Origin of the sequence: Albibacterium sp. (assembly GCF_035514885.1) — a bacterium.
GTDB lineage: Bacteria > Bacteroidota > Bacteroidia > Sphingobacteriales > Sphingobacteriaceae > Albibacterium.
Window position 1 is genome coordinate 259,841 of sequence record NZ_DATJCH010000024.1, and the last position, 17,909, is coordinate 277,749.

A 17,909-nucleotide genomic window follows, 5' to 3' on the forward strand; every position below is an offset into this window, starting at 1 on the left:
TTTTTAATTCTCTTAAACAAAAAATAGAAGAAGATGGCGGATACGCAAGTCGAGGAAAAAACTTACACCCTGGATGAGATATTAACAGCGGTAAATAGAAACAACCGTCTGGTTTTATGGAACGATGATACCAACACTTTTGAACATGTAATTCATTGCCTGATTAAATACTTGGATTATACCGATAGCCAGGCAGAAAAAATTGCCTGGATTGTACACACCAAAGGAAAATGTACAATATTAGAAGGTACGTGGACAGAAATAGAAGTTTACCGTAAAATATTAAAACACGAAGGGCTTTCAGTTACCAATGAATAGATCCTCGTAAGCCCCTTCAAAGTGCCTTGTTTTACTTCAGAGTTAGATAATAGAAACATTCCTCCGTTGTATTTACGTTAAAAGAGCCAAAAAAGCGTAGACCTAACGCAGGAACAACGCAGCATAACGGAAGCATGTAAAGCAAGGTATTTATATGGTATATCGAAGGTATGACAATTAAAGATAAATGGTGAGAAAATAGCTGCTGCTTTTACTAAACAGCCTCCAAACATTATGTTTTCGGAAGGGAAATAACTAACGATATTATCCTTTGTATGTCCTTCTCCGAGAAATTTTGGAATAACTTTTTCGTTTCCTACTTTTAAATAAGTGACTCTTTGAAACTGTTTCTGGGAATAGTAAGGTTATTTTCCTGAGCAAGTCCAATGGTTTTGAAGTATGCATAAGAAGGAATATTGTTTTGATGAAAGGCGTTTAAACCGCCCAACAGTCATTATGGAAACGAGTAGCAATAATTGCGTTTATTTTACAATTCAGAGTTTGTTCTATCCATTAATTAACTCTTCTAAACTTTTATCGTTGTTTATAGAGTCAAAAACAATTGCTTCATTATTATTTCTTACAATGAGACCGTTACAAGGAACGTTTTCAAAGTCCTGGTTTGTAGTAAGGAAGTATGTTCAAAAGTGCTTTCGGAGATCTGTGTTATAATTAAATCCTCAGATTGGTAAACGACTTTCCGAGTAAATAAATTATTTTTTTTGAGAGCTACAGTTTATAAATAATATCGCGCATAGAGCTATTAATAAAGCCTTTATAATGACTTTATTTTTTTATTCGCTATTAAAAAATGTCGGAATTGAGCGCTCGTATAGCTATAAAGATTCATTGGCGATAAAGGTATTATCGCTTAAAGTTTTCATAAAGGAGATAACATCTTGTTTTTCCTGTTCGGTTAGAGGTATTCTATTGCCATTTTCTTTAAAAATAGGATCAAGATTATCAGCATTCAGAACACCGCCATCAAAATAATCCAGTACAGATCTTAAGGTCGGAAATTGACCGAAACTTCCATATGGTGCAGTGTATTCTACGTTCCTTAGAGAAGGAACCCGGAAGCTCATGTAATCTGCAGGAATTCCTGTTATTCTTGCACGCCCCGCTTCCTCTGTGCTGGGATTTACAGGAAAACCAATATTTCTGAAGCTTTGGTCAGTGAATAGTTCCGTGCTGTGGCAATTCTCGCACTTTATTTTAAATATCTGATAGCCCCGCGCTTCGCTTTCTGTAAATGTCTTGCCTTCGTTTCGTTTTACTTTATCATATTTACTGTTGGCCGAGATTAACGTATATTCATATTGAGCAATACTTCGGTAAATTCGTTCGGGGGTTACGTTTTCATCTCCAAAAGCTTTTCTGAACAGTTCTTTGTATTCGTGTACGGTGCCAATTTTCCCAATTACTTCCAAAATGGAAGAGTCCATTTCTTCATGCGTTATGATGGGAACCAAAGGTTGCTTTTCTAATTGAAGGATATTTCCATCCCAATTATAAAACTTCATGAAGGCCATATTTTGAACGGGCGGTGTATTCCGGAGACCTACCCGGTCGTAAATGCCTAGAGCCTGTGCATGATTATCGGAAAAGGCATTCGACGGCTGGTGGCAGCTGGCACAGGAAATCGTATTGTTCGCACTAAACATTTTTTCGTGGAAAAGCTTTTCGCCCAATTGTACGCCAAATTTAGTGGGTTTATTTCCGTTTACCGAACTGTTCAATGGTGGAAAGCCGACAGGAATACTCAGTGTAATTTCGGGATTTTCGTAAGGTATTGGCTTAATGGCATCATCTCTGCTACAGGATGGCAGCAGGAGGAAGATTGGTAAAATTGCGAATAGTCTTTTCATTTCAAAATAGCACTTTGTAAAAACATTTGGAAAAGAGCCGCCATCTTTTTAAAACTTTCTGGCGGCTCTTTGAATTAATTAGTTTTCTACGCTGCTGATAGAAAACATTCCAGAAAGATCGCTGGAACCGTTTCCACCTAAATTATCAACAAATTTTACCATTTGGGCTGCAGTATGGATATTGGGCGTAGCATTGTCACCCATTCCTGTTCCCGTTGACAGGATAATAGTATTAATTTTTCCACTCAGCAGTTTGTCGAAGTCAGCTTTAATAGTAATTTTTGGGGCTTTACGGCCTACGATAGCATTGGCAGTAAGATCTAAGGTTATATCTCTGTATGCATCAATCCCTTGTGTATATGCGCCTTCGGTGCCTTCAACTGTGCTTCCTGTATGGATGGACATTTCTTTATTATCGGTATCATAAAAGCCTTCCACTTTTGTAAAACGATACCCGGTTCCCCATTCCCACATCATCTCTGTATCGTTAGCCCCGGCCTCCGCATAAAATTTCGGGAATTTTGTCTGATCCAGTGTGTTCAGTTCCGGTTTAACTCCCAATCCGAATTTTATCTGTTTGTATTCACCTGCAGGGATATTGCTCAACACGTAATCTAGCGTCTGCGGTTTAGCATGGTTGATCACCGTTGCCCCTTGGTCTAAATTGTTCACGTTGTATGGAAATTCACTGCCGTCTGCTTTTATAAGGCGGATGTTGCTAATTACATATTTTAGTTCTGAGAAGTGATGAACCTGTCCTTTAGCAGAAGTATTTGTTGTTGCATTGGAAGACGTTGCATCTCCCAGAACGATCGTTGTATTTTTAAAGGTGTTGTCGAAATGTAACGTAACATTATTTGCGACAGGAATATCATCAGATTTACTGCAGGATATCAATGCTAATGAGAAGGCTGATATGAACAGGTAGTTTTTTAAATTTTTCATTTCTTTTTACTTAATTACTTGTCTTGATTTAATAATTTGCTTTGAATTCATTTGTAAATCAGGCATTGGGAGGTGGTACAAAGATTTCCAGGGAAGGTTCCTTGTACAGGATTTCTTTATAGGTGGATATCTTAACCGGTATTTCGGCTGTCTGGTTTTTTGTTTCGAATTTAATGATTGAAATGTGCAGCATATCAACCTTTTGATAGATATTGATTGGAGCAGACTCGTTACTTTCTGTTTTCTGCAATTGCTTTTTTAAATAACATGTTCCATGGCATTGCAATTCCGGTTTATCTTTGTTGATACAAAACTTTTGTTCTATGGCGTCTTGATTCAGTTTAAAATGCATGACAATGATAGTTCGCTGAAAGCCAATCAGCAAGGATAAAATCATTAGCAATGCACTGAACCCCTTTTTCATCTTATCAGAAATTGAATTTCAATGAAGTGAAAATATTGCGCCCCATTCTCGGAATATTACCCCAATCTGCATAGGTGCTATAATACTCGTTGAATATGTTCTCCGCACCAACTTGCAAAGCTGTTTTTACGTTTTTAATATTGAAGGTGTAATCGCCGGAGATATTCCAGATCATGTAAGCCGGCGTTTGGTCTTCTCCATATTCTGGGCTGTAATTATCCTGCTTAAAATCGCCGTTCATTGAAGTTTGAACACTGAATCCTTTGTGCATGAAATGAAGGGATGTTTGATAGCTCAACGGGCGAATGAATGGCAGGTTTCCATCTTTGTCGTCGGTTGCCCGTGCATAGTTGAGTACGCCTTTCCAATGTAAATGTTGCAAAATATCGTAGTTGGTGTTTATGGTAAGGTTGAAAAGTTTAGCATGATCTAATGAGGTATAGCCTTTCACACCAACTGACTGGTAATTCATCGGGCTCCCCAGGCTCAAAATTCTTCCGATGATGTAATTTTGAATGTGGAAATAATTTGCTTTGGCTTCGATGCTCATTTTTTCGTTTTTAAACCCGGCACTCGCGTTGGCTTCATAAGAAATTTCATTTTTTAAATCAGGGTTTCCGATGTAATCGTAGCGGTCAAAACTGTTGTAGATGTAATATCCGTAAGCTTCCGAAACAGAAGGTGCTCTATGACCATATCCTGTTCCAATAGAAAAATCGAACTGGTCGATATTCAGTTCATAGCTAGCGTGCAGGCCGGGTAAAAGCCTGTTGTTTTTCTGAGGTGCCTCTGGATAAAAAATGCGGTTGAACTCTACGTATTTGGAATAATTGTAATTCAGGCCTAAGGAACCACCAAAGTTTAATTGGCTTTTATCAGAAATCTCCCAGGAATTATTCATAGACAGACCTGTAAAACGGGTTGTAACCCATGGCCAGCTATAGGCAAACATCGTTCTCTTGCTTCGGTCTTGCGGATACATCCGCATCTCTGCAATGGATATATTTTCGTAGACATTTAGCTGTATTTCAGAAGAATAACGGTCTTCTTGAAGGTTTATCTTAGAAATTAGTCCGTAAGTAGTACTCCAGCCCGGCATATCCATGTGGACTAGATTTTCGGGGCGTGTAGTATCATCCATATAATGTTCTATTGCATTGAAGTACAATTTGGTATCCCAAATTCTCACCAAACCCGCCTCAAATAACTGTTTGTAGGAGGCGGATGTAATAATTGCCCGTGAAAGCCATAAATCCATGGGAAGTGCCGGATAGCCTACATCTTTTGCTTGATCAAAAATAGCATCCACCCTTACCGAAGACAAAGGACTTATTTTGTATGCCAGCCCCAGGGAGGTATTGAATTTATTGTATTGTGAGTGTTTAATTTCATTTTGATTTCCATCGTGGTAATTGCCCGCTTTCCGAAAGGAAATGCTTCCGTCTGCCACAAACTTGTCGCCTGCATAGGATGCGTTTGCCAGATTATAAAACTGTTTGTTATTGAATTCAAAACCGGTTTGATAAGCACCGCTAAATTTCTTTTCGAGTCCAAAAGGTGTGCTTTTTCTTTTCAGATCAATGCTGCCCCCAACCGTAGCGCCATGCAGGCTGCCTTCCTGGCCGGATTTTATATCGATGGTAGAAAGATTGTTACTTTCTACATACGAAGTGATCGGGTCCATTTTATCGGTACATGCTCCGAAAATATGCATTCCGTCTATTGTAAGCGTAGAACGTTCTGAGCTCATGTTATTAAGTAAGGGCTCCCATGCATAAGCTCCACGTTTAATAAAACTTATATTTTCGGAAGATGCCAGGAATTCGTCGACCGAAACGGCCATTTTCATTTCGGTTTCAATCTTCCTTTTGGCGATACCGATTATTTTTACTTCTTCCAGGTGTTTGCTGGTGTCTCTTGGTATTTCAGCATCTTGTGCATTAGCGTTCATTCCAAGAAAAAGAACTAAAAAAATAACACTTAATTTCTTCATAATCTTAGAATAAAATATCAATATATAATTCACTTTTAGCTCCTTCAACCCCTGGTGTAAAGTCTCCTGGCACCTTGGTTCCTTTTAGGGTTTGTCCGTTTTCGTTCAACATGATGAGATTCAATGTCCAGTTTCCGGTCATGGTATAATTAACAACTCCATGATAAAGACCATCGCTTTGCTGAGTCAAATTTTTATTGTTGGGCGAAGAGTGATTTCCCATCGAAGGCTCCGGCATTCGTGGATCTAGCAATAGGGTATAACCACTAACTTCGGTATAAGAAAACTGTGAAGGATCGGGGAAGGCCCCAACTGGCGGATTGGTTGGTTTATTAAATTTGTAAATACCGGCTATCAATTCATTTTCTGCAACATTTGGTTTTTGTGGTGATATTAAGGCAATAAAATACTGCTCGTTATCGTTTCCGGTAAATGTTGTTATATTCAGGTTTTTGTTGGATTGTTCCTGAACAGAAATAGTTTGCTTTACTGCAAAAGTCTGATCAGCAACGGTGTAGCTGATGTAGAGTTTCCAACTTTCATTTGTATTGCTTTCACTCGTAAATACTGAATATCCCAGGAAATAGTTATCATCAGATTTATAAGCCAGATCGTAGCTGTGAGGACAGGAAGTATTATTTCCTCCGGCATTGGTCATAATCGGTAAAAAAGTTACTGTAGAAGCATTTACTTTTTCTTTGGTCTGGACATTAGTTATTTTCAGACGGATTTCATTATACCCCATATAGAAAGTTCCGTTCAAAGCTTCTATACTGATTTTATGTCCGTTACTATTAATAGCAAGGACTTCTTTAAATTCGGAATGTTCGGTGACTACCGTATCTATCTCCGCTTCGTAATTAGTTTTATCTTTTGTGCAGGACATCACGGCAAAGCATAGGACGGCAAGAAGAAATGTCGTTTTTTTCATTAGTAATGAATGTTTGTGAAAAATAGTTGGAATCTAGTAACTTGTTATCAGATGAAATAGCTTCAATAAGGAGCGAAATTGCGAAATAAACTATCACAAATTCACATAGAGTTCCTTTCTAGTCTATTAAAAAAGAAGGAAATTCTATCCAATCAAAAGCAATGACATTTGACGTTAAGTTATAATCTGCGGGTAAGGATTAACTAACTCTACCTGGGGGACGAAATATCGAGTTATTATACTTAAAAGGATAATTGATCAAATAATGTAAAAAATGTTCTTCTTGAATTACTTCATTGGGCTTGTCCATTGTAAAAACAATGTACTCATTATGCAAATAAAGAGGACTATACTCATACGCCACAAGATTCTTTTTCGTTTCCTTTTGCTCTTTTTCCTTTATTTTTTGCATTAAAACACATTTGCCATTACATTGGAGCTGGGGTTTATCCTTGTTGATACATTGTGATAGGTAATTGGGTAAATGTATCTGATATTCCATAAACATAATACTGCGATTGAAGGATTGCAATGTCAGGGCGATTAATAGAATATATGTGCAAAAAAGTTTCAAACCTATTTAGTTTCTTTTTATTGAATTGCTTATTCCAAAGATACAGAGAGAATCTTTCATAAAAGTGACAGGTATCATTTTTAAAAAGATATTGTCCAGATTATCTTTTGAGAATTCAATTAAAACAAATATAGAGATTTATGATGTATAGAATTAAGATGGATCAAATTTCAAGAAATACTTGGGCATCCCGAAAAAATCAGTAGATTTGAATTTAAAGAAAAAAACAATATGGACCTATATTTAGCATTAAAGCACCTACATTCGGGATGGCGTTTTGTAGCTGTAGCGCTACTTATTCTTGCTATAGTTGGCGCACTTTCGGGTTGGTTAAGCAGAAGTAACTACACTCCGCGCAGCAGAAAATTAAATCTGTTTACTTTGATTGCTTTTCATATACAAATTTTAGTGGGCCTGGCGCTTTATTTTATGAGCCCAAAGGTTCGTTTAGATGATATGGCCCTGGCAATGAAAGATAGCATTAGTCGCTATTGGACTGTTGAACACATCTTTATGATGATTATTGCTGCTGTATTGATTACAATAGGTCATTCAAAATCTAAAAAGATTTCTGAATCTTATCAAAAGCATAAAACAATTGCCATTTTTTATATCCTCGCAGCAGTTATTGTTATCGTTGCTATACAAATGAGTGGTATCCCGCTTTGGGCGATGTCTTAAAAATAAATTAAATAAAATTCTTCTTTGTGAGAAATCTTTATAAATTTGCTTGCATGACAAATATTAACTATATAAACAACTGGTGGTGGCAAGATAAAAATTGCGCCGGGAAACTTATATAGTAAACATAAAGATATTATATATTAATAATGAACCCGACGTGTAATATGTCGGGTTTTTTTATGCAATAAAATTAGTGAAATGAAACAAATAAAAATTAAAACATCCTTTAAAAAGATGCTTGCAGATACCACCACTCCGGTTAGTATCTATCTGCGACTGCGGGATATTTTTCCAAATAGCCTGTTATTGGAAAGTTCCGATTATCATAGTCGGGAGAATAATATGAGCTATGTATGCTGCATTCCTATTGCTGGAATAAAGTTGGATAAAGATGAATTAGAACTTAGCTATCCGGATGGAGAGGTGCTTAGTAAACCTGCTAATTCTATTGATCTTCGTCAGGAGGTTTCTGATTTCTGCTCTTCTTTTACAAGTGATAAGGATGCGGAATTCAAATTTATATCGAACGGACTTTTTGGGTATTTCACCTTTGATACCATCAGTCATTTTGAAGATATTACCTTAACAACTGAGGCAGATCCGGGAAGGGATATTCCTTTCATGCAATACAATATTTATCAATATGTGATTGCGATTGATCATTTTAAAAACGAGCTCTATCTTTTCGAGCATCGTGCTACGGATGATGAACCGTATGGTTTAGAGCGTATTGAATATCTGATACAAAACAAGGATTTTCCAGATTATCATTTTTCTTTAAATGGAGAGGAGCGTTCAAATCTGACCGATCAGGAGTTTAAAGATACGGTTGAAGTGATGAAGGAGCATATTTACAGAGGCGATGTTTTTCAGATCGTGCCTTCAAGAGCTTTTTCACGTGCTTTTCTGGGTGATGAATTTAATGTGTACCGCGCGCTTCGTTCGATTAATCCTTCGCCTTATCTTTTCTATTTTGATTATGGAGATTTTAAGTTATTTGGATCTTCTCCAGAGTCTCAGCTTACGATTAAGAATAATGAGGCTGCAATTTATCCAATTGCAGGTACGTTCAAACGAAGTGGAAATGATCTGGAAGATGAGAAAATTGCAGAGGCATTAAAAAGTGACCCAAAAGAGAGTGCTGAGCATGTTATGCTGGTTGATTTGGCGAGAAATGATTTGAGCAAGCATTGTGAGAGTGTAAAAGTGCAGTCTTTTAAGGAGTCTCAGAATTTTTCTCATGTTATACACTTGGTGTCAAAAGTTACCGGGCAAGTTTTGCCGGACGTAAATCCTTTTGATATTGTGGGTGATACTTTCCCGGCAGGAACTTTAAGCGGCTCACCAAAACACAAGGCACTTACATTGATTGATAGGTACGAAAATCTTCAACGAAGTTTTTATAGCGGGGCTATTGGTTATATGGGTTTTAATGGCGATTTTAACCATGCTATTGTTATACGATCTTTCTTGAGTAAGCAGAATACGTTGCACTATCAGGCGGGGGCAGGAATTGTAGCTGATTCCGTTGCAGAAAGTGAGCTTAAAGAAGTTGATAATAAAATTGCCGCTCTGCGTAAGGCATTAGAATTTGCCGAAACTATTAATAAAAGATCCAACAAATAGTATGAAAACGCTTATTAAGAATAAAGTCGTTGTAGTTGATAATTACGACTCTTTTACATACAACTTAGTGCATCTGTTGAACGAATGCGGTTACGATGCGACAGTATGGAGAAATGATAAATTTGAGCTGGGAGACCTGGCTACGTTTGATAAGATTTTGTTATCGCCCGGACCGGGTTTGCCATCAGAATCAGGACTCTTGCTGGATGTTATAAAAGAATATGGCAGCACGAAAAGTATTTTGGGTGTTTGCCTTGGTTTACAAGCAATAACTGAAGTTTATGGGGGAGCTTTGTACAATTTAAAAAGACCGGTTCATGGAACTGCAACACCGTTGGATATTTTAAAACGAGATGAAGTTCTTTTTAAAGGTCTTCCGGATAATTTTAGGGTAGGAAGATATCATTCCTGGGCAGCTGATAAAGCTAACTTCCCGGATGATTTAGAGATTACAGCGGTAGATAGTGAAGGTGTGATTATGGCAATCGCTCATAAAACGTTGGACGTAAAAGGTGTGCAGTTTCATCCTGAATCGATATTAAGTGAGTACGGAAAGGAAATTGTAAGTAATTGGTTAGAGAATTGATATGAATATTTTAGAAAGAATAATTCAACACAAAAGAATCGAAGTAGCTGAAGCGAAAAGAAATATATCGATTGATGAATTAAAGGATAAATCTCTTTTTGACAGGACTTGCTATAGTCTCAGAGAATCGGTTTTAGATCTGGATAGAAATGGCATTATTGCAGAATATAAACGTGCGTCTCCTTCTAAGGGAAGTATTAATGCCCATTCTGATGTAAGTGAAATTGCAAAAGCTTATGAGGAGAGCGGAGTGTCGGCTATTTCTGTTTTAACGGATTCTGAGTTCTTTAAAGGTAGTCTGGATGATCTGATTGCTGTTAGAGAGGCGGTGCAGATTCCCGTTTTACGAAAAGAGTTTATTGTTGATCCTTTTCAAATTACGGAGGCTAAAGCTTATGGAGCCGATGTCATCCTTTTAATTGCGGCTTGCCTTTCTTCAAAGGAAATTGAAGAATTCTCTACCTATGCCAAGAATATCGGGCTAAATGTTTTATTGGAAATCCATAATGAAGAAGAATTAAAAGATAATAAGTTCGATACGATTGATGCTATTGGAGTGAATAACAGAAACTTGACAGATTTTTCTGTGTCTCTACAGCATTCTCTTGATCTTGTTAGTTTAATCCCGGTTCAATATATTAAAGTTTCAGAAAGCGGTATCAGCAATCCTGATACTATCAAGCTATTGAAGAATGAAGGTTTTCAGGCTTTCTTAATTGGTGAGAACTTTATGAAAATGGATGATCCTGCTAAAGCAATTCAGGATTTCGTTAAACAGATCTGATTGAATTTTTAGAAGCTATGGGATAACGTTTTATTCGGGAAGACTTATTTTCCCGAAGCAAACTGCTGGTGCACCTGCCATTTTAGGAAATGTGCTTGCAGCACCAGCAAGCGTTTCATTTGCTAATAGTGAAAAAAGGAGGGCTTCTTTGGCATCCGGGTCTATTCCTAGAGAAGAAGTGCTTTCAATAGGAATATGGGGCAAATATCCTGAAAGCATTTTTAATAAGGTCGGATTTTTATAACCTCCCCCGCTTATATATATCTTTAGATTGGTGCCTTGATCTGTAAGGACTGTGATTGCTTCGACAATGGATTTTGCAGTGAACGCGCATAAAGTTGCCATCACATCAGAGGGTTCGATTTTGGTGGTATTGCTTTTTATTTGGGCATTGGATAGAAAGAGCAGGTTAAAATCCTCAGGACCTGTAGTTTTAGGAAAGCTGTAGGAGAAAAACGGATGATCTGTTAGGGCTGTTAGCAAGTCATTATTTATTTTGCCGGAGGCTGCGATTGCACCATCCCGATCGTAAGGCATTGAATAATATTGCTGGGTGTATTGATTCATTAAAGTATTTCCCGGTCCAACATCTGTCGAGATCAGATTATCGAACTTCCCTTTTGCAGGAAGATATGTGAAATTAGAAATTCCCCCGATATTAAGTAAAATCCTGCTTTCATTCGCATTAGTAAATAGCAGGTAGTCGCCATAAATTACTAATGGAGCTCCCTCACCACCAGCCGCTACATGTTTTTGGCGAAAATCAGATATTGTAATAATTCCTGTATTTACTGCAATATGGTCACCATCACCTATTTGCAAAGTGCTATTTGGATAGTCGTTTGTTGAGTGATGTGTTTTTGGCGCATGGAAGACGGTTTGCCCATGGCTGGCTATCAGATCTACGTCTTCAGCCTTGGTTCCCCATTTAGCTAATGCGGTATTTACTAACTCTGCATGCTTTATTCCAATACGTGCATTCATGGCACATAGAAGTTTCATATCTACTTTATCCTTTGAGAAAACAGCTTTAATATCTTCCCGAAAGGAAACTGTATATTCAAAGGTTTCAAAAGCGAGCATTTCGATATGTGTCTGGATACCACTACCTTTTACTTTGCATAAAACAATATCAAGCCCGTCTAAGGAAGTGCCAGACATAAGTCCGACTATTAGTCTGCTGTCTTTCTTGGCTATATTATAGAGTTTTAGGATGTTACTATTCATTTTCGTCTTGTCCGACCTGATTGTATAATTTTACTTTTAAAGTAATACAATTTACTGAAAAGGTGTGACTTGTATAATATATTAATTAGATTTGTTACTTACCCTAAACGTATTTAAGCACAATGGCAAGATTAAATCTGTTGGAAGAAACGCGCTTCGAAAAGCTACCGGTTACAGTTTACCCAAATCCTGAAACAGCTTCTATTGCAGTGGCTCATCGGATAGCTACTCTTATTAAAGACAAACAACAAAAAGGAGAGCCTGCTATACTGGGCCTTGCTACCGGGTCAACTCCTCATTTGGTTTATATAGAGCTTATTCGTATGCATAAGGAGGAGGGGTTAAGCTTCAAAAATGTTATTACGTTTAACCTCGATGAGTACTATCCAATGCAGCCTGATGCTGAGCAAAGCTATGTGTCTTTTATGTACAATACGTTTTTTGATCATATTGACATTGATAAGAACAATGTTCATATACCTGACGGAACTATCTCTAAAGAGGAAATACATGAATATTGTTTAGAATACGAAAGGAAGATTTCGGCCCTTGGAGGCCTTGATCTACAATTATTAGGGATTGGACGTACCGGCCATATCGGATTTAATGAACCAGGTTCTGCTCCTAATTCAGGAACAAGATTGGTGACTTTAGATGATCTTACCCGCAGAGATGCATCTCGAAGCTTTGGAGGAAAGGAAAACGTACCGACAAAGGCTATTACGATGGGTGTGGGTACTATTTTTAAAGCCAGGGAAATTATTCTGATGGCTTGGAATAGCACCAAAGCTAACATTGTTAAAAAAGCAGTTGAGGGACCTATTACCGCTGAAGTTCCAGCTACTTATTTACAACTTTCCGATAATGTAGAATTTATTCTTGATACAGAGTCATCATCAGCTTTAACTCGTTTTGACACACCTTGGCTTACAAAGGATTGTAAGTGGGATGAAAAAGCAATTAAGAAGGCAGTTATCTGGCTGGCCAAGATATTAAAAAAACCTATTCTGAAGTTAACAGAAGAGGATTATAATAATAATGGAATGGCTCAACTAGCCATTGAAAAGGGCCCGGTTTACAATATTAATATACAGATTTTTAACCTGATTCAACATACTATAACCGGTTGGCCGGGTGGAAAGCCGAATGCAGATGACAGTCAGCGTCCGGAGCGTGCAGTACCTGATAAGAAAAGAAGCATTGTTTTTTCTCCTCATCCGGATGATGATGTAATTTCTATGGGTGGAACGTTTATTCGCTTATCTGATCAGGGTCATGATGTGCATGTTGCCTATCAAACTTCGGGCAATACCGCGGTTTGGGGTGATGATACTTTGCGTTTTATTGAATTTGCACGTGATTTCTCTAAGTCGCTGGATCTTAATACAAGTGTATTGGAGAAAGTATATTCAGATACGCGTGACTTTTTGAAAAGTAAAAAACCTAATCAAACGGATATTAAAGAGATATTAATAGTGAATGAACTCATTCGAAAAGGTGAGGCTACAGCTGGAGCCCGCTTTGCGGGATTGCCTGATACAAATATTCACTTTCAAAATCTACCATTCTATGACCGTGCTAAATATGCTAAGAATGTTTCTTTAGAAGATGATATTGTACAGACGATGGAGCTTTTACAGCAAATAAAACCCCATCAGATATTTGCAGCCGGAGATTTTGCTGATCCTCACGGAACACATAAGGTATGTTTTAATATTATTAGAGAAGCGCTTACCAGATTGCGTAAAACTGAAAGCTGGACAAATGATTGTTGGGTATGGCTATATCGGGGAGCTTGGCATGAATTTGAGATTCATGAAATTGAGATGGCTGTACCGCTATCGCCTGCAGAGGCTATTCGTAAGAGGAACGCTATTTTTAAACATCAATCGCAAAAAGATACACCTGTTTTTCCAGGAGATGATTCCAGGGAATTTTGGGTACGTGCAGAACAACGGACAACTGAAACAGCTAGAATTTATGATGAATTGGGACTTGCTGAGTATGAAGCTATTGAGGCCTTTGTCCGTTGGAAATTTGATGAAGAAGAAACACACTAGCTGTTTCTATTAACGTTGAAAACTGCCGGCTTTATTTACTTTAATACTAAAGGGTTGCAAATAATTGTCGATTAGTACAGCAGCTTGTTTTCTTGTTATTAAGCATTCAGGGTCATAAATGCCGTTGAAATGGAATTTCTTCTCCCATCCGTTTTCTATTTGCGTGTCCAGCTCATCTCCTTTGAGGGCGATAAATTTTATCAGGCTTATTAAGTCCTTTAATTTTAACTCTTCAATTGATTTATCGCTAAACCATATTTGACTTCTTGTATAAAGGCTGTGCATGATGGGTTCCAGCTCCATAGAAGATACGTGCTTGTCAACATCAAAGATAAGCTTAGCGCCTTTTCCATCTTCGTTATCTAATCGGCCTTGAATAATTCCGGTTAAACCTATCCTTTGTATACTTGAATTATTTACGTCTTCAAAAGCGACATCATGAAAGGGTAATAGCTGTCCTTTAAAGGCTAATAGTTCGCCTTGCAATGTTCTGATATTGATTTTGTCTACAGTAGTTTCGAAGAATGCACAATAAGATGCAATTGCTCCAATAGATTGTCCGTATAACATAAGCGTTGGTACATCATCCGGGGTGGCTTCATTGAGCTTCTGAATTAAACCATTTGGACCATGAACGACAAAAAAGTTCTCAGCATAAGGTTTCAACAAGGAGGCTGTTGGTATTAACCATTCATGTCCATCCCGATCTTCCACCATTAAACTGGTTCTATATGCGGTTGAATTATAAAGTTGATTTGTGTTGATGGGGCTGATTGAATCGGTTTCTTTCTTTTCCAGCCTCTCTTTTTCGCTTATTAACGGAATTAATTTAGCCTGCTTACTTGCATCAACTAAGGCATAAACACTATACTTCTGTCCATTAGATAAGTCTATTTTCCACTTTTTACCAGACTTTTTTATTCTTTCTATTTCTGTATTATAAATAACACTCAGGTTTTCAGCTGAATCAATCATCTTCTCAAAAGTGTTTTTTGAGATCTGAGGACTAAGGTAGACCTTGGCATAGTTGAAAACTGAGTCTGAATACTCCTTTGCATTGAGCGACAGTTTTAAAAACTCTGCCCATAGTCCGGCATCTAAATTCTTGTATGAATTTATTGATTTAATATCCTGCCCTTCTGTAAGATTACTGCTAAAAGCTGCATCCGGATTTATCCATAAAGTTGTTACGCCTGATTTTGAAGCTTGAATGGCACTGGCCAATGCTGCTTCACCTTGACCGTATATAATAAGCTTCGCTTTAGCTGGTTTTTGAGCAAAAGAAAGCGAACTAATTAATAACAAAACACACAATACGGAAATTCTATACATTTTAATCGATTATTTTATAAAAATAACAAAAAAAGGCTGTGATGGAAACCCATCACAGCCAAAGCGAACGTTTTTGTTATTAAATATTATTGTCCGGCTTCTGCTTTCGCTTCTGCCTTCATCTTATCATTTGCAACAATAACGATTTCAACTCTTCTGTTTTCAGCTCTTCCCGCATCAGTTTCATTGCTGGCAATCGGTTCGTTTGCACCTTTACCGGTTGTTTTGATTCTACTTGCATTTAAGCCTTGTGTAGTAGCATAGCTTTTAACAGACAATGCGCGGCGTTCTGATAATCCTTGATTATATTCTGCTCTACCTACGTTATCTGTATGACCTACTACTAAAATATCTGTATCAGAATTTTCGTTCATGGATTGAACTAACTTGCGGATATTCTCTTTTGCGTTAGGTTTTAGATCAGCTTTATCAAAATCAAATAAAATACCTGAATCAAATTTTACGATAATACCTTCACCTGCATTAATAACTTCTGCACCTTCAACAGTGTTTTCTATTTCTGCAGCTTGCTTGTCCATTTTCTTTCCGATTAAGCCTCCGGCAACACCACCAATAGCACCACCAATAACGGCGCCTACAGCTGTATTACCAGCTTTATTCCCTATTAGAGCTCCTATTCCGGCTCCAGCACCTACACCTATACCTGCACCTTTTTGGGCGTTCGATAAGTTGGATAATGAATCGCAACTTACTAACATCATGGTTGAGGTTGCAATTGCTATTGCATATACAGCTACTTTTCTTTGAATATTCATAATGATGATATTTTTTATTTTGTTTCGATGATTATTGCAAACACAATGCCAAAAACGTAAATTCGCTGCTTATTCAATTATCAATTATGCTACCAAAAGTTAATTTTAACGAAACCCCGGCTTTCAAATATCTTAGTAATCACTATATTGAAATCGCGCCTAAGTCAATGAGAGATTTATTTAAATCAGACCCTCAAAGATTTGAAAAGTTTTCTATTCTTAAAGACGATATTTTATTTGACTATTCTAAAAATAGGATAAACGACGAAACAATTGCATTGCTTCTTCAGCTAGCACGTGAGTGTAAAGTGAAAGATGCGATAGATGCGATGTTTTCAGGCGAACTTATTAATGAAACTGAGAATCGTGCTGTTTTGCATACAGCTCTAAGGAGCCAGAATGATAATCCAATTAAAGTAGACGGAGAAGACATTAAGCCCGAGATTAAAAAGGTGTTGAGGCAAATGGAGTCTTTTTGCGATCGGATATTATCCGGTGAATGGAAAGGCTATACAGGTAAAGAAATAACTGACGTTGTAAATATTGGAATCGGAGGCTCTGATTTGGGACCTGTAATGGTTACCGAAGCATTGAAATCTTATAAAACCCGCCTAAATATGCATTTCGTTTCTAATGTTGATGGAACGCAAATGGTGGAGACTTTAAAACCTCTAAATCCGGAAACTACATTATTTTTGGTGGCCTCCAAAACCTTCACAACCCAAGAAACCATGCTGAATGCTTTTTCGGCTAAAGAATGGTTATTGAAAAGTGGAGGAAAGGAAAGTGATGTGAGTAAACATTTCGTGGCTTTATCAACTAATACGGAAGCTGTTAAAAAGTTTGGTATTGATACTGATAATATGTTTGTTTTCTGGAACTGGGTTGGTGGACGTTATTCTTTATGGAGCGCAATTGGCTTATCGATCGCATTAGGTGTCGGATTTAAAAACTTTGAAGAGCTTTTAAAAGGCGCGAATGCGGCTGATGTTCATTTTCAGGAGAGTGAATTTGAAGAGAATATTCCTGTTATTATGGGGGTATTAGGGGTATGGTATAATAATTTCTTTGATTCTGAAACTCAAGCTATTTTGCCTTATGACCAATACATGCATCGCTTTGCAGCATATTTCCAACAAGGAGATATGGAGAGCAATGGTAAGAACGTTGATCGTAATGGCAAGAATGTTGATTATCAGACAGGGCCAATTATCTGGGGAGAGCCAGGAACGAACGGCCAACATGCTTTTTATCAGCTTATTCACCAAGGAACTAAATTGATTCCTTGTGATTTTATAGCCCCTGCTCAAAGTCATAACCCGATAGGCGAGCACCATACATTTTTACTTTCTAACTTTTTTGCTCAGACTGAAGCTTTGATGAATGGGAAAACAGAGGAAGAGGTGTCTAAGGAACTTCAGGATAGCGGACTTGATGAAGGTGCAATTGAGAAATTGCTTCCTTATAAAGTCTTTGATGGTAACAGGCCTACAAACTCTTTCTTGATAAAAAAGATCACTCCTTATACTTTGGGTACTTTAATAGCTTTTTATGAACACAAAATATTTGTTCAGGGCATAATATGGAATATATTTAGCTTCGATCAATGGGGAGTGGAATTGGGTAAGCAACTTGCTAATAAAATCTTACCTGAATTGGAAAATAACGATGAAGTAAATACACATGATACTTCTACTAATGGTTTGATCAACCAGTTTAAAAATTGGCGGTAATTATATTTAATATGTAATCATTAACTTTGCAATTGTTTTCTGTCAATT

General features: G+C 37.4%; 15 protein-coding genes and 1 pseudogene. 7 read left to right on the plus strand and 9 right to left on the minus strand.

Going from position 1 to position 17,909, the window contains the following annotated elements; translation table 11 throughout:
* Positions 1–33: 33 nt before the first annotated feature.
* Positions 34–318 carry an ATP-dependent Clp protease adaptor ClpS gene (locus VL047_RS12285; RefSeq protein ID WP_325360976.1) on the plus strand — a complete coding sequence of 95 codons (285 nt, stop codon included), beginning with the start codon at positions 34–36 and terminating at the stop codon, positions 316–318.
* 209 nt (positions 319–527) lie between these two features.
* Here VL047_RS12285 and VL047_RS12290 read toward each other — a convergent pair.
* From VL047_RS12290 to VL047_RS12315, 6 genes and pseudogenes are all read right to left on the minus strand, one after another.
* A pseudogene (locus tag VL047_RS12290) lies at positions 528–1,100 on the minus strand (MBL fold metallo-hydrolase); the annotation flags it as partial.
* Between the two features lie 54 nt (positions 1,101–1,154).
* Positions 1,155–2,186 (minus strand): cytochrome-c peroxidase, encoded by a 1,032-nt coding sequence (locus VL047_RS12295; RefSeq protein WP_325360978.1) that lies wholly within the window; start codon positions 2,184–2,186, stop codon positions 1,155–1,157.
* 78 nt (positions 2,187–2,264) lie between these two features.
* Positions 2,265–3,131, minus strand: a complete 867-nt coding sequence (locus VL047_RS12300) for an MbnP family protein (RefSeq protein WP_325360980.1) — start codon at positions 3,129–3,131, stop codon at positions 2,265–2,267.
* Positions 3,132–3,189: 58 nt separating this feature from the next.
* Positions 3,190–3,555 (minus strand): hypothetical protein, encoded by a 366-nt coding sequence (locus VL047_RS12305; RefSeq protein ID WP_325360981.1) that lies wholly within the window; start codon positions 3,553–3,555, stop codon positions 3,190–3,192.
* 4 nt (positions 3,556–3,559) lie between these two features.
* Positions 3,560–5,548 (minus strand): TonB-dependent receptor, encoded by a 1,989-nt coding sequence (locus VL047_RS12310; protein WP_325360982.1) that lies wholly within the window; start codon positions 5,546–5,548, stop codon positions 3,560–3,562.
* A gap of 4 nt (positions 5,549–5,552) precedes the next feature.
* Positions 5,553–6,479, minus strand: a complete 927-nt coding sequence (locus VL047_RS12315) for a hypothetical protein (RefSeq protein ID WP_325360983.1) — start codon at positions 6,477–6,479, stop codon at positions 5,553–5,555.
* Positions 6,480–7,284: 805 nt separating this feature from the next.
* Between VL047_RS12315 and VL047_RS12320 the strand changes: the two genes are divergently transcribed.
* From VL047_RS12320 to trpC, 4 genes are all read left to right on the plus strand, one after another.
* Positions 7,285–7,734 (plus strand): cytochrome B, encoded by a 450-nt coding sequence (locus VL047_RS12320; RefSeq protein ID WP_325360985.1) that lies wholly within the window; start codon positions 7,285–7,287, stop codon positions 7,732–7,734.
* Between the two features lie 201 nt (positions 7,735–7,935).
* The gene (locus tag VL047_RS12325) at positions 7,936–9,363 is read left to right on the plus strand and encodes an anthranilate synthase component I family protein (RefSeq protein ID WP_325360986.1); all 1,428 of its coding nucleotides are present in this window, start codon (positions 7,936–7,938) and stop codon (positions 9,361–9,363) included.
* Position 9,364: 1 nt separating this feature from the next.
* Positions 9,365–9,949, plus strand: a complete 585-nt coding sequence (locus VL047_RS12330; RefSeq protein ID WP_325360988.1) for an aminodeoxychorismate/anthranilate synthase component II — start codon at positions 9,365–9,367, stop codon at positions 9,947–9,949.
* A 1-nt stretch (position 9,950) separates the two neighbouring features.
* Positions 9,951–10,733, plus strand: coding sequence for an indole-3-glycerol phosphate synthase TrpC (gene trpC / locus VL047_RS12335; protein ID WP_325360990.1), 783 nt, complete (start codon positions 9,951–9,953; stop codon positions 10,731–10,733).
* Between the two features lie 30 nt (positions 10,734–10,763).
* Here trpC and VL047_RS12340 read toward each other — a convergent pair whose 3' ends face one another.
* Entirely contained in the window at positions 10,764–11,960 is a 1,197-nt protein-coding gene (locus tag VL047_RS12340) for an anhydro-N-acetylmuramic acid kinase (protein WP_325360992.1), read from the minus strand.
* A gap of 122 nt (positions 11,961–12,082) precedes the next feature.
* Between VL047_RS12340 and nagB the strand changes: the two genes are divergently transcribed.
* Positions 12,083–14,020 carry a glucosamine-6-phosphate deaminase gene (nagB, locus tag VL047_RS12345; RefSeq protein WP_325360994.1) on the plus strand — a complete coding sequence of 646 codons (1,938 nt, stop codon included), beginning with the start codon at positions 12,083–12,085 and terminating at the stop codon, positions 14,018–14,020.
* Positions 14,021–14,029: 9 nt separating this feature from the next.
* Here the strand turns inward: nagB and VL047_RS12350 are convergent, their stop codons facing one another.
* Both VL047_RS12350 and VL047_RS12355 read right to left on the minus strand, forming a co-directional pair.
* Complete coding sequence (locus VL047_RS12350) at positions 14,030–15,352, minus strand: FAD-dependent oxidoreductase (protein WP_325360996.1); 1,323 nt, start codon at positions 15,350–15,352, stop codon at positions 14,030–14,032.
* Positions 15,353–15,438: 86 nt separating this feature from the next.
* A complete protein-coding gene (locus VL047_RS12355) occupies positions 15,439–16,128 on the minus strand; it encodes an OmpA family protein (RefSeq protein ID WP_325360998.1) in 690 nt (229 codons plus the stop codon).
* Between the two features lie 86 nt (positions 16,129–16,214).
* Here VL047_RS12355 and pgi point away from each other — a divergent pair, with 86 nt between their 5' ends.
* Positions 16,215–17,861, plus strand: a complete 1,647-nt coding sequence (gene pgi, locus VL047_RS12360; RefSeq protein WP_325360999.1) for a glucose-6-phosphate isomerase — start codon at positions 16,215–16,217, stop codon at positions 17,859–17,861.
* The last annotated feature ends 48 nt before the right edge of the window (positions 17,862–17,909 follow it).

Bases quoted from the DNA above. Each gene is read 5' to 3' on its own strand.
- VL047_RS12355 (WP_325360998.1), bottom strand. From the start codon at position 16,128: ATGAATATTCAAAGAAAAGTAGCTGTATATGCAATAGCAATTGCAACC.
- VL047_RS12325 (WP_325360986.1), top strand. From the start codon at position 7,936: ATGAAACAAATAAAAATTAAAACATCCTTTAAAAAGATGCTTGCAGAT.
- pgi (WP_325360999.1), top strand. From the start codon at position 16,215: ATGCTACCAAAAGTTAATTTTAACGAAACCCCGGCTTTCAAATATCTT.
- VL047_RS12315 (WP_325360983.1), bottom strand. From the start codon at position 6,479: ATGAAAAAAACGACATTTCTTCTTGCCGTCCTATGCTTTGCCGTGATG.
- VL047_RS12340 (WP_325360992.1), bottom strand. From the start codon at position 11,960: ATGAATAGTAACATCCTAAAACTCTATAATATAGCCAAGAAAGACAGC.
- VL047_RS12285 (WP_325360976.1), top strand. From the start codon at position 34: ATGGCGGATACGCAAGTCGAGGAAAAAACTTACACCCTGGATGAGATA.
- nagB (WP_325360994.1), top strand. From the start codon at position 12,083: ATGGCAAGATTAAATCTGTTGGAAGAAACGCGCTTCGAAAAGCTACCG.
- VL047_RS12295 (WP_325360978.1), bottom strand. From the start codon at position 2,186: ATGAAAAGACTATTCGCAATTTTACCAATCTTCCTCCTGCTGCCATCC.
- VL047_RS12305 (WP_325360981.1), bottom strand. From the start codon at position 3,555: ATGAAAAAGGGGTTCAGTGCATTGCTAATGATTTTATCCTTGCTGATT.
- VL047_RS12330 (WP_325360988.1), top strand. From the start codon at position 9,365: ATGAAAACGCTTATTAAGAATAAAGTCGTTGTAGTTGATAATTACGAC.
- VL047_RS12300 (WP_325360980.1), bottom strand. From the start codon at position 3,131: ATGAAAAATTTAAAAAACTACCTGTTCATATCAGCCTTCTCATTAGCA.
- VL047_RS12350 (WP_325360996.1), bottom strand. From the start codon at position 15,352: ATGTATAGAATTTCCGTATTGTGTGTTTTGTTATTAATTAGTTCGCTT.
- trpC (WP_325360990.1), top strand. From the start codon at position 9,951: ATGAATATTTTAGAAAGAATAATTCAACACAAAAGAATCGAAGTAGCT.
- VL047_RS12320 (WP_325360985.1), top strand. From the start codon at position 7,285: ATGGACCTATATTTAGCATTAAAGCACCTACATTCGGGATGGCGTTTT.
- VL047_RS12310 (WP_325360982.1), bottom strand. From the start codon at position 5,548: ATGAAGAAATTAAGTGTTATTTTTTTAGTTCTTTTTCTTGGAATGAAC.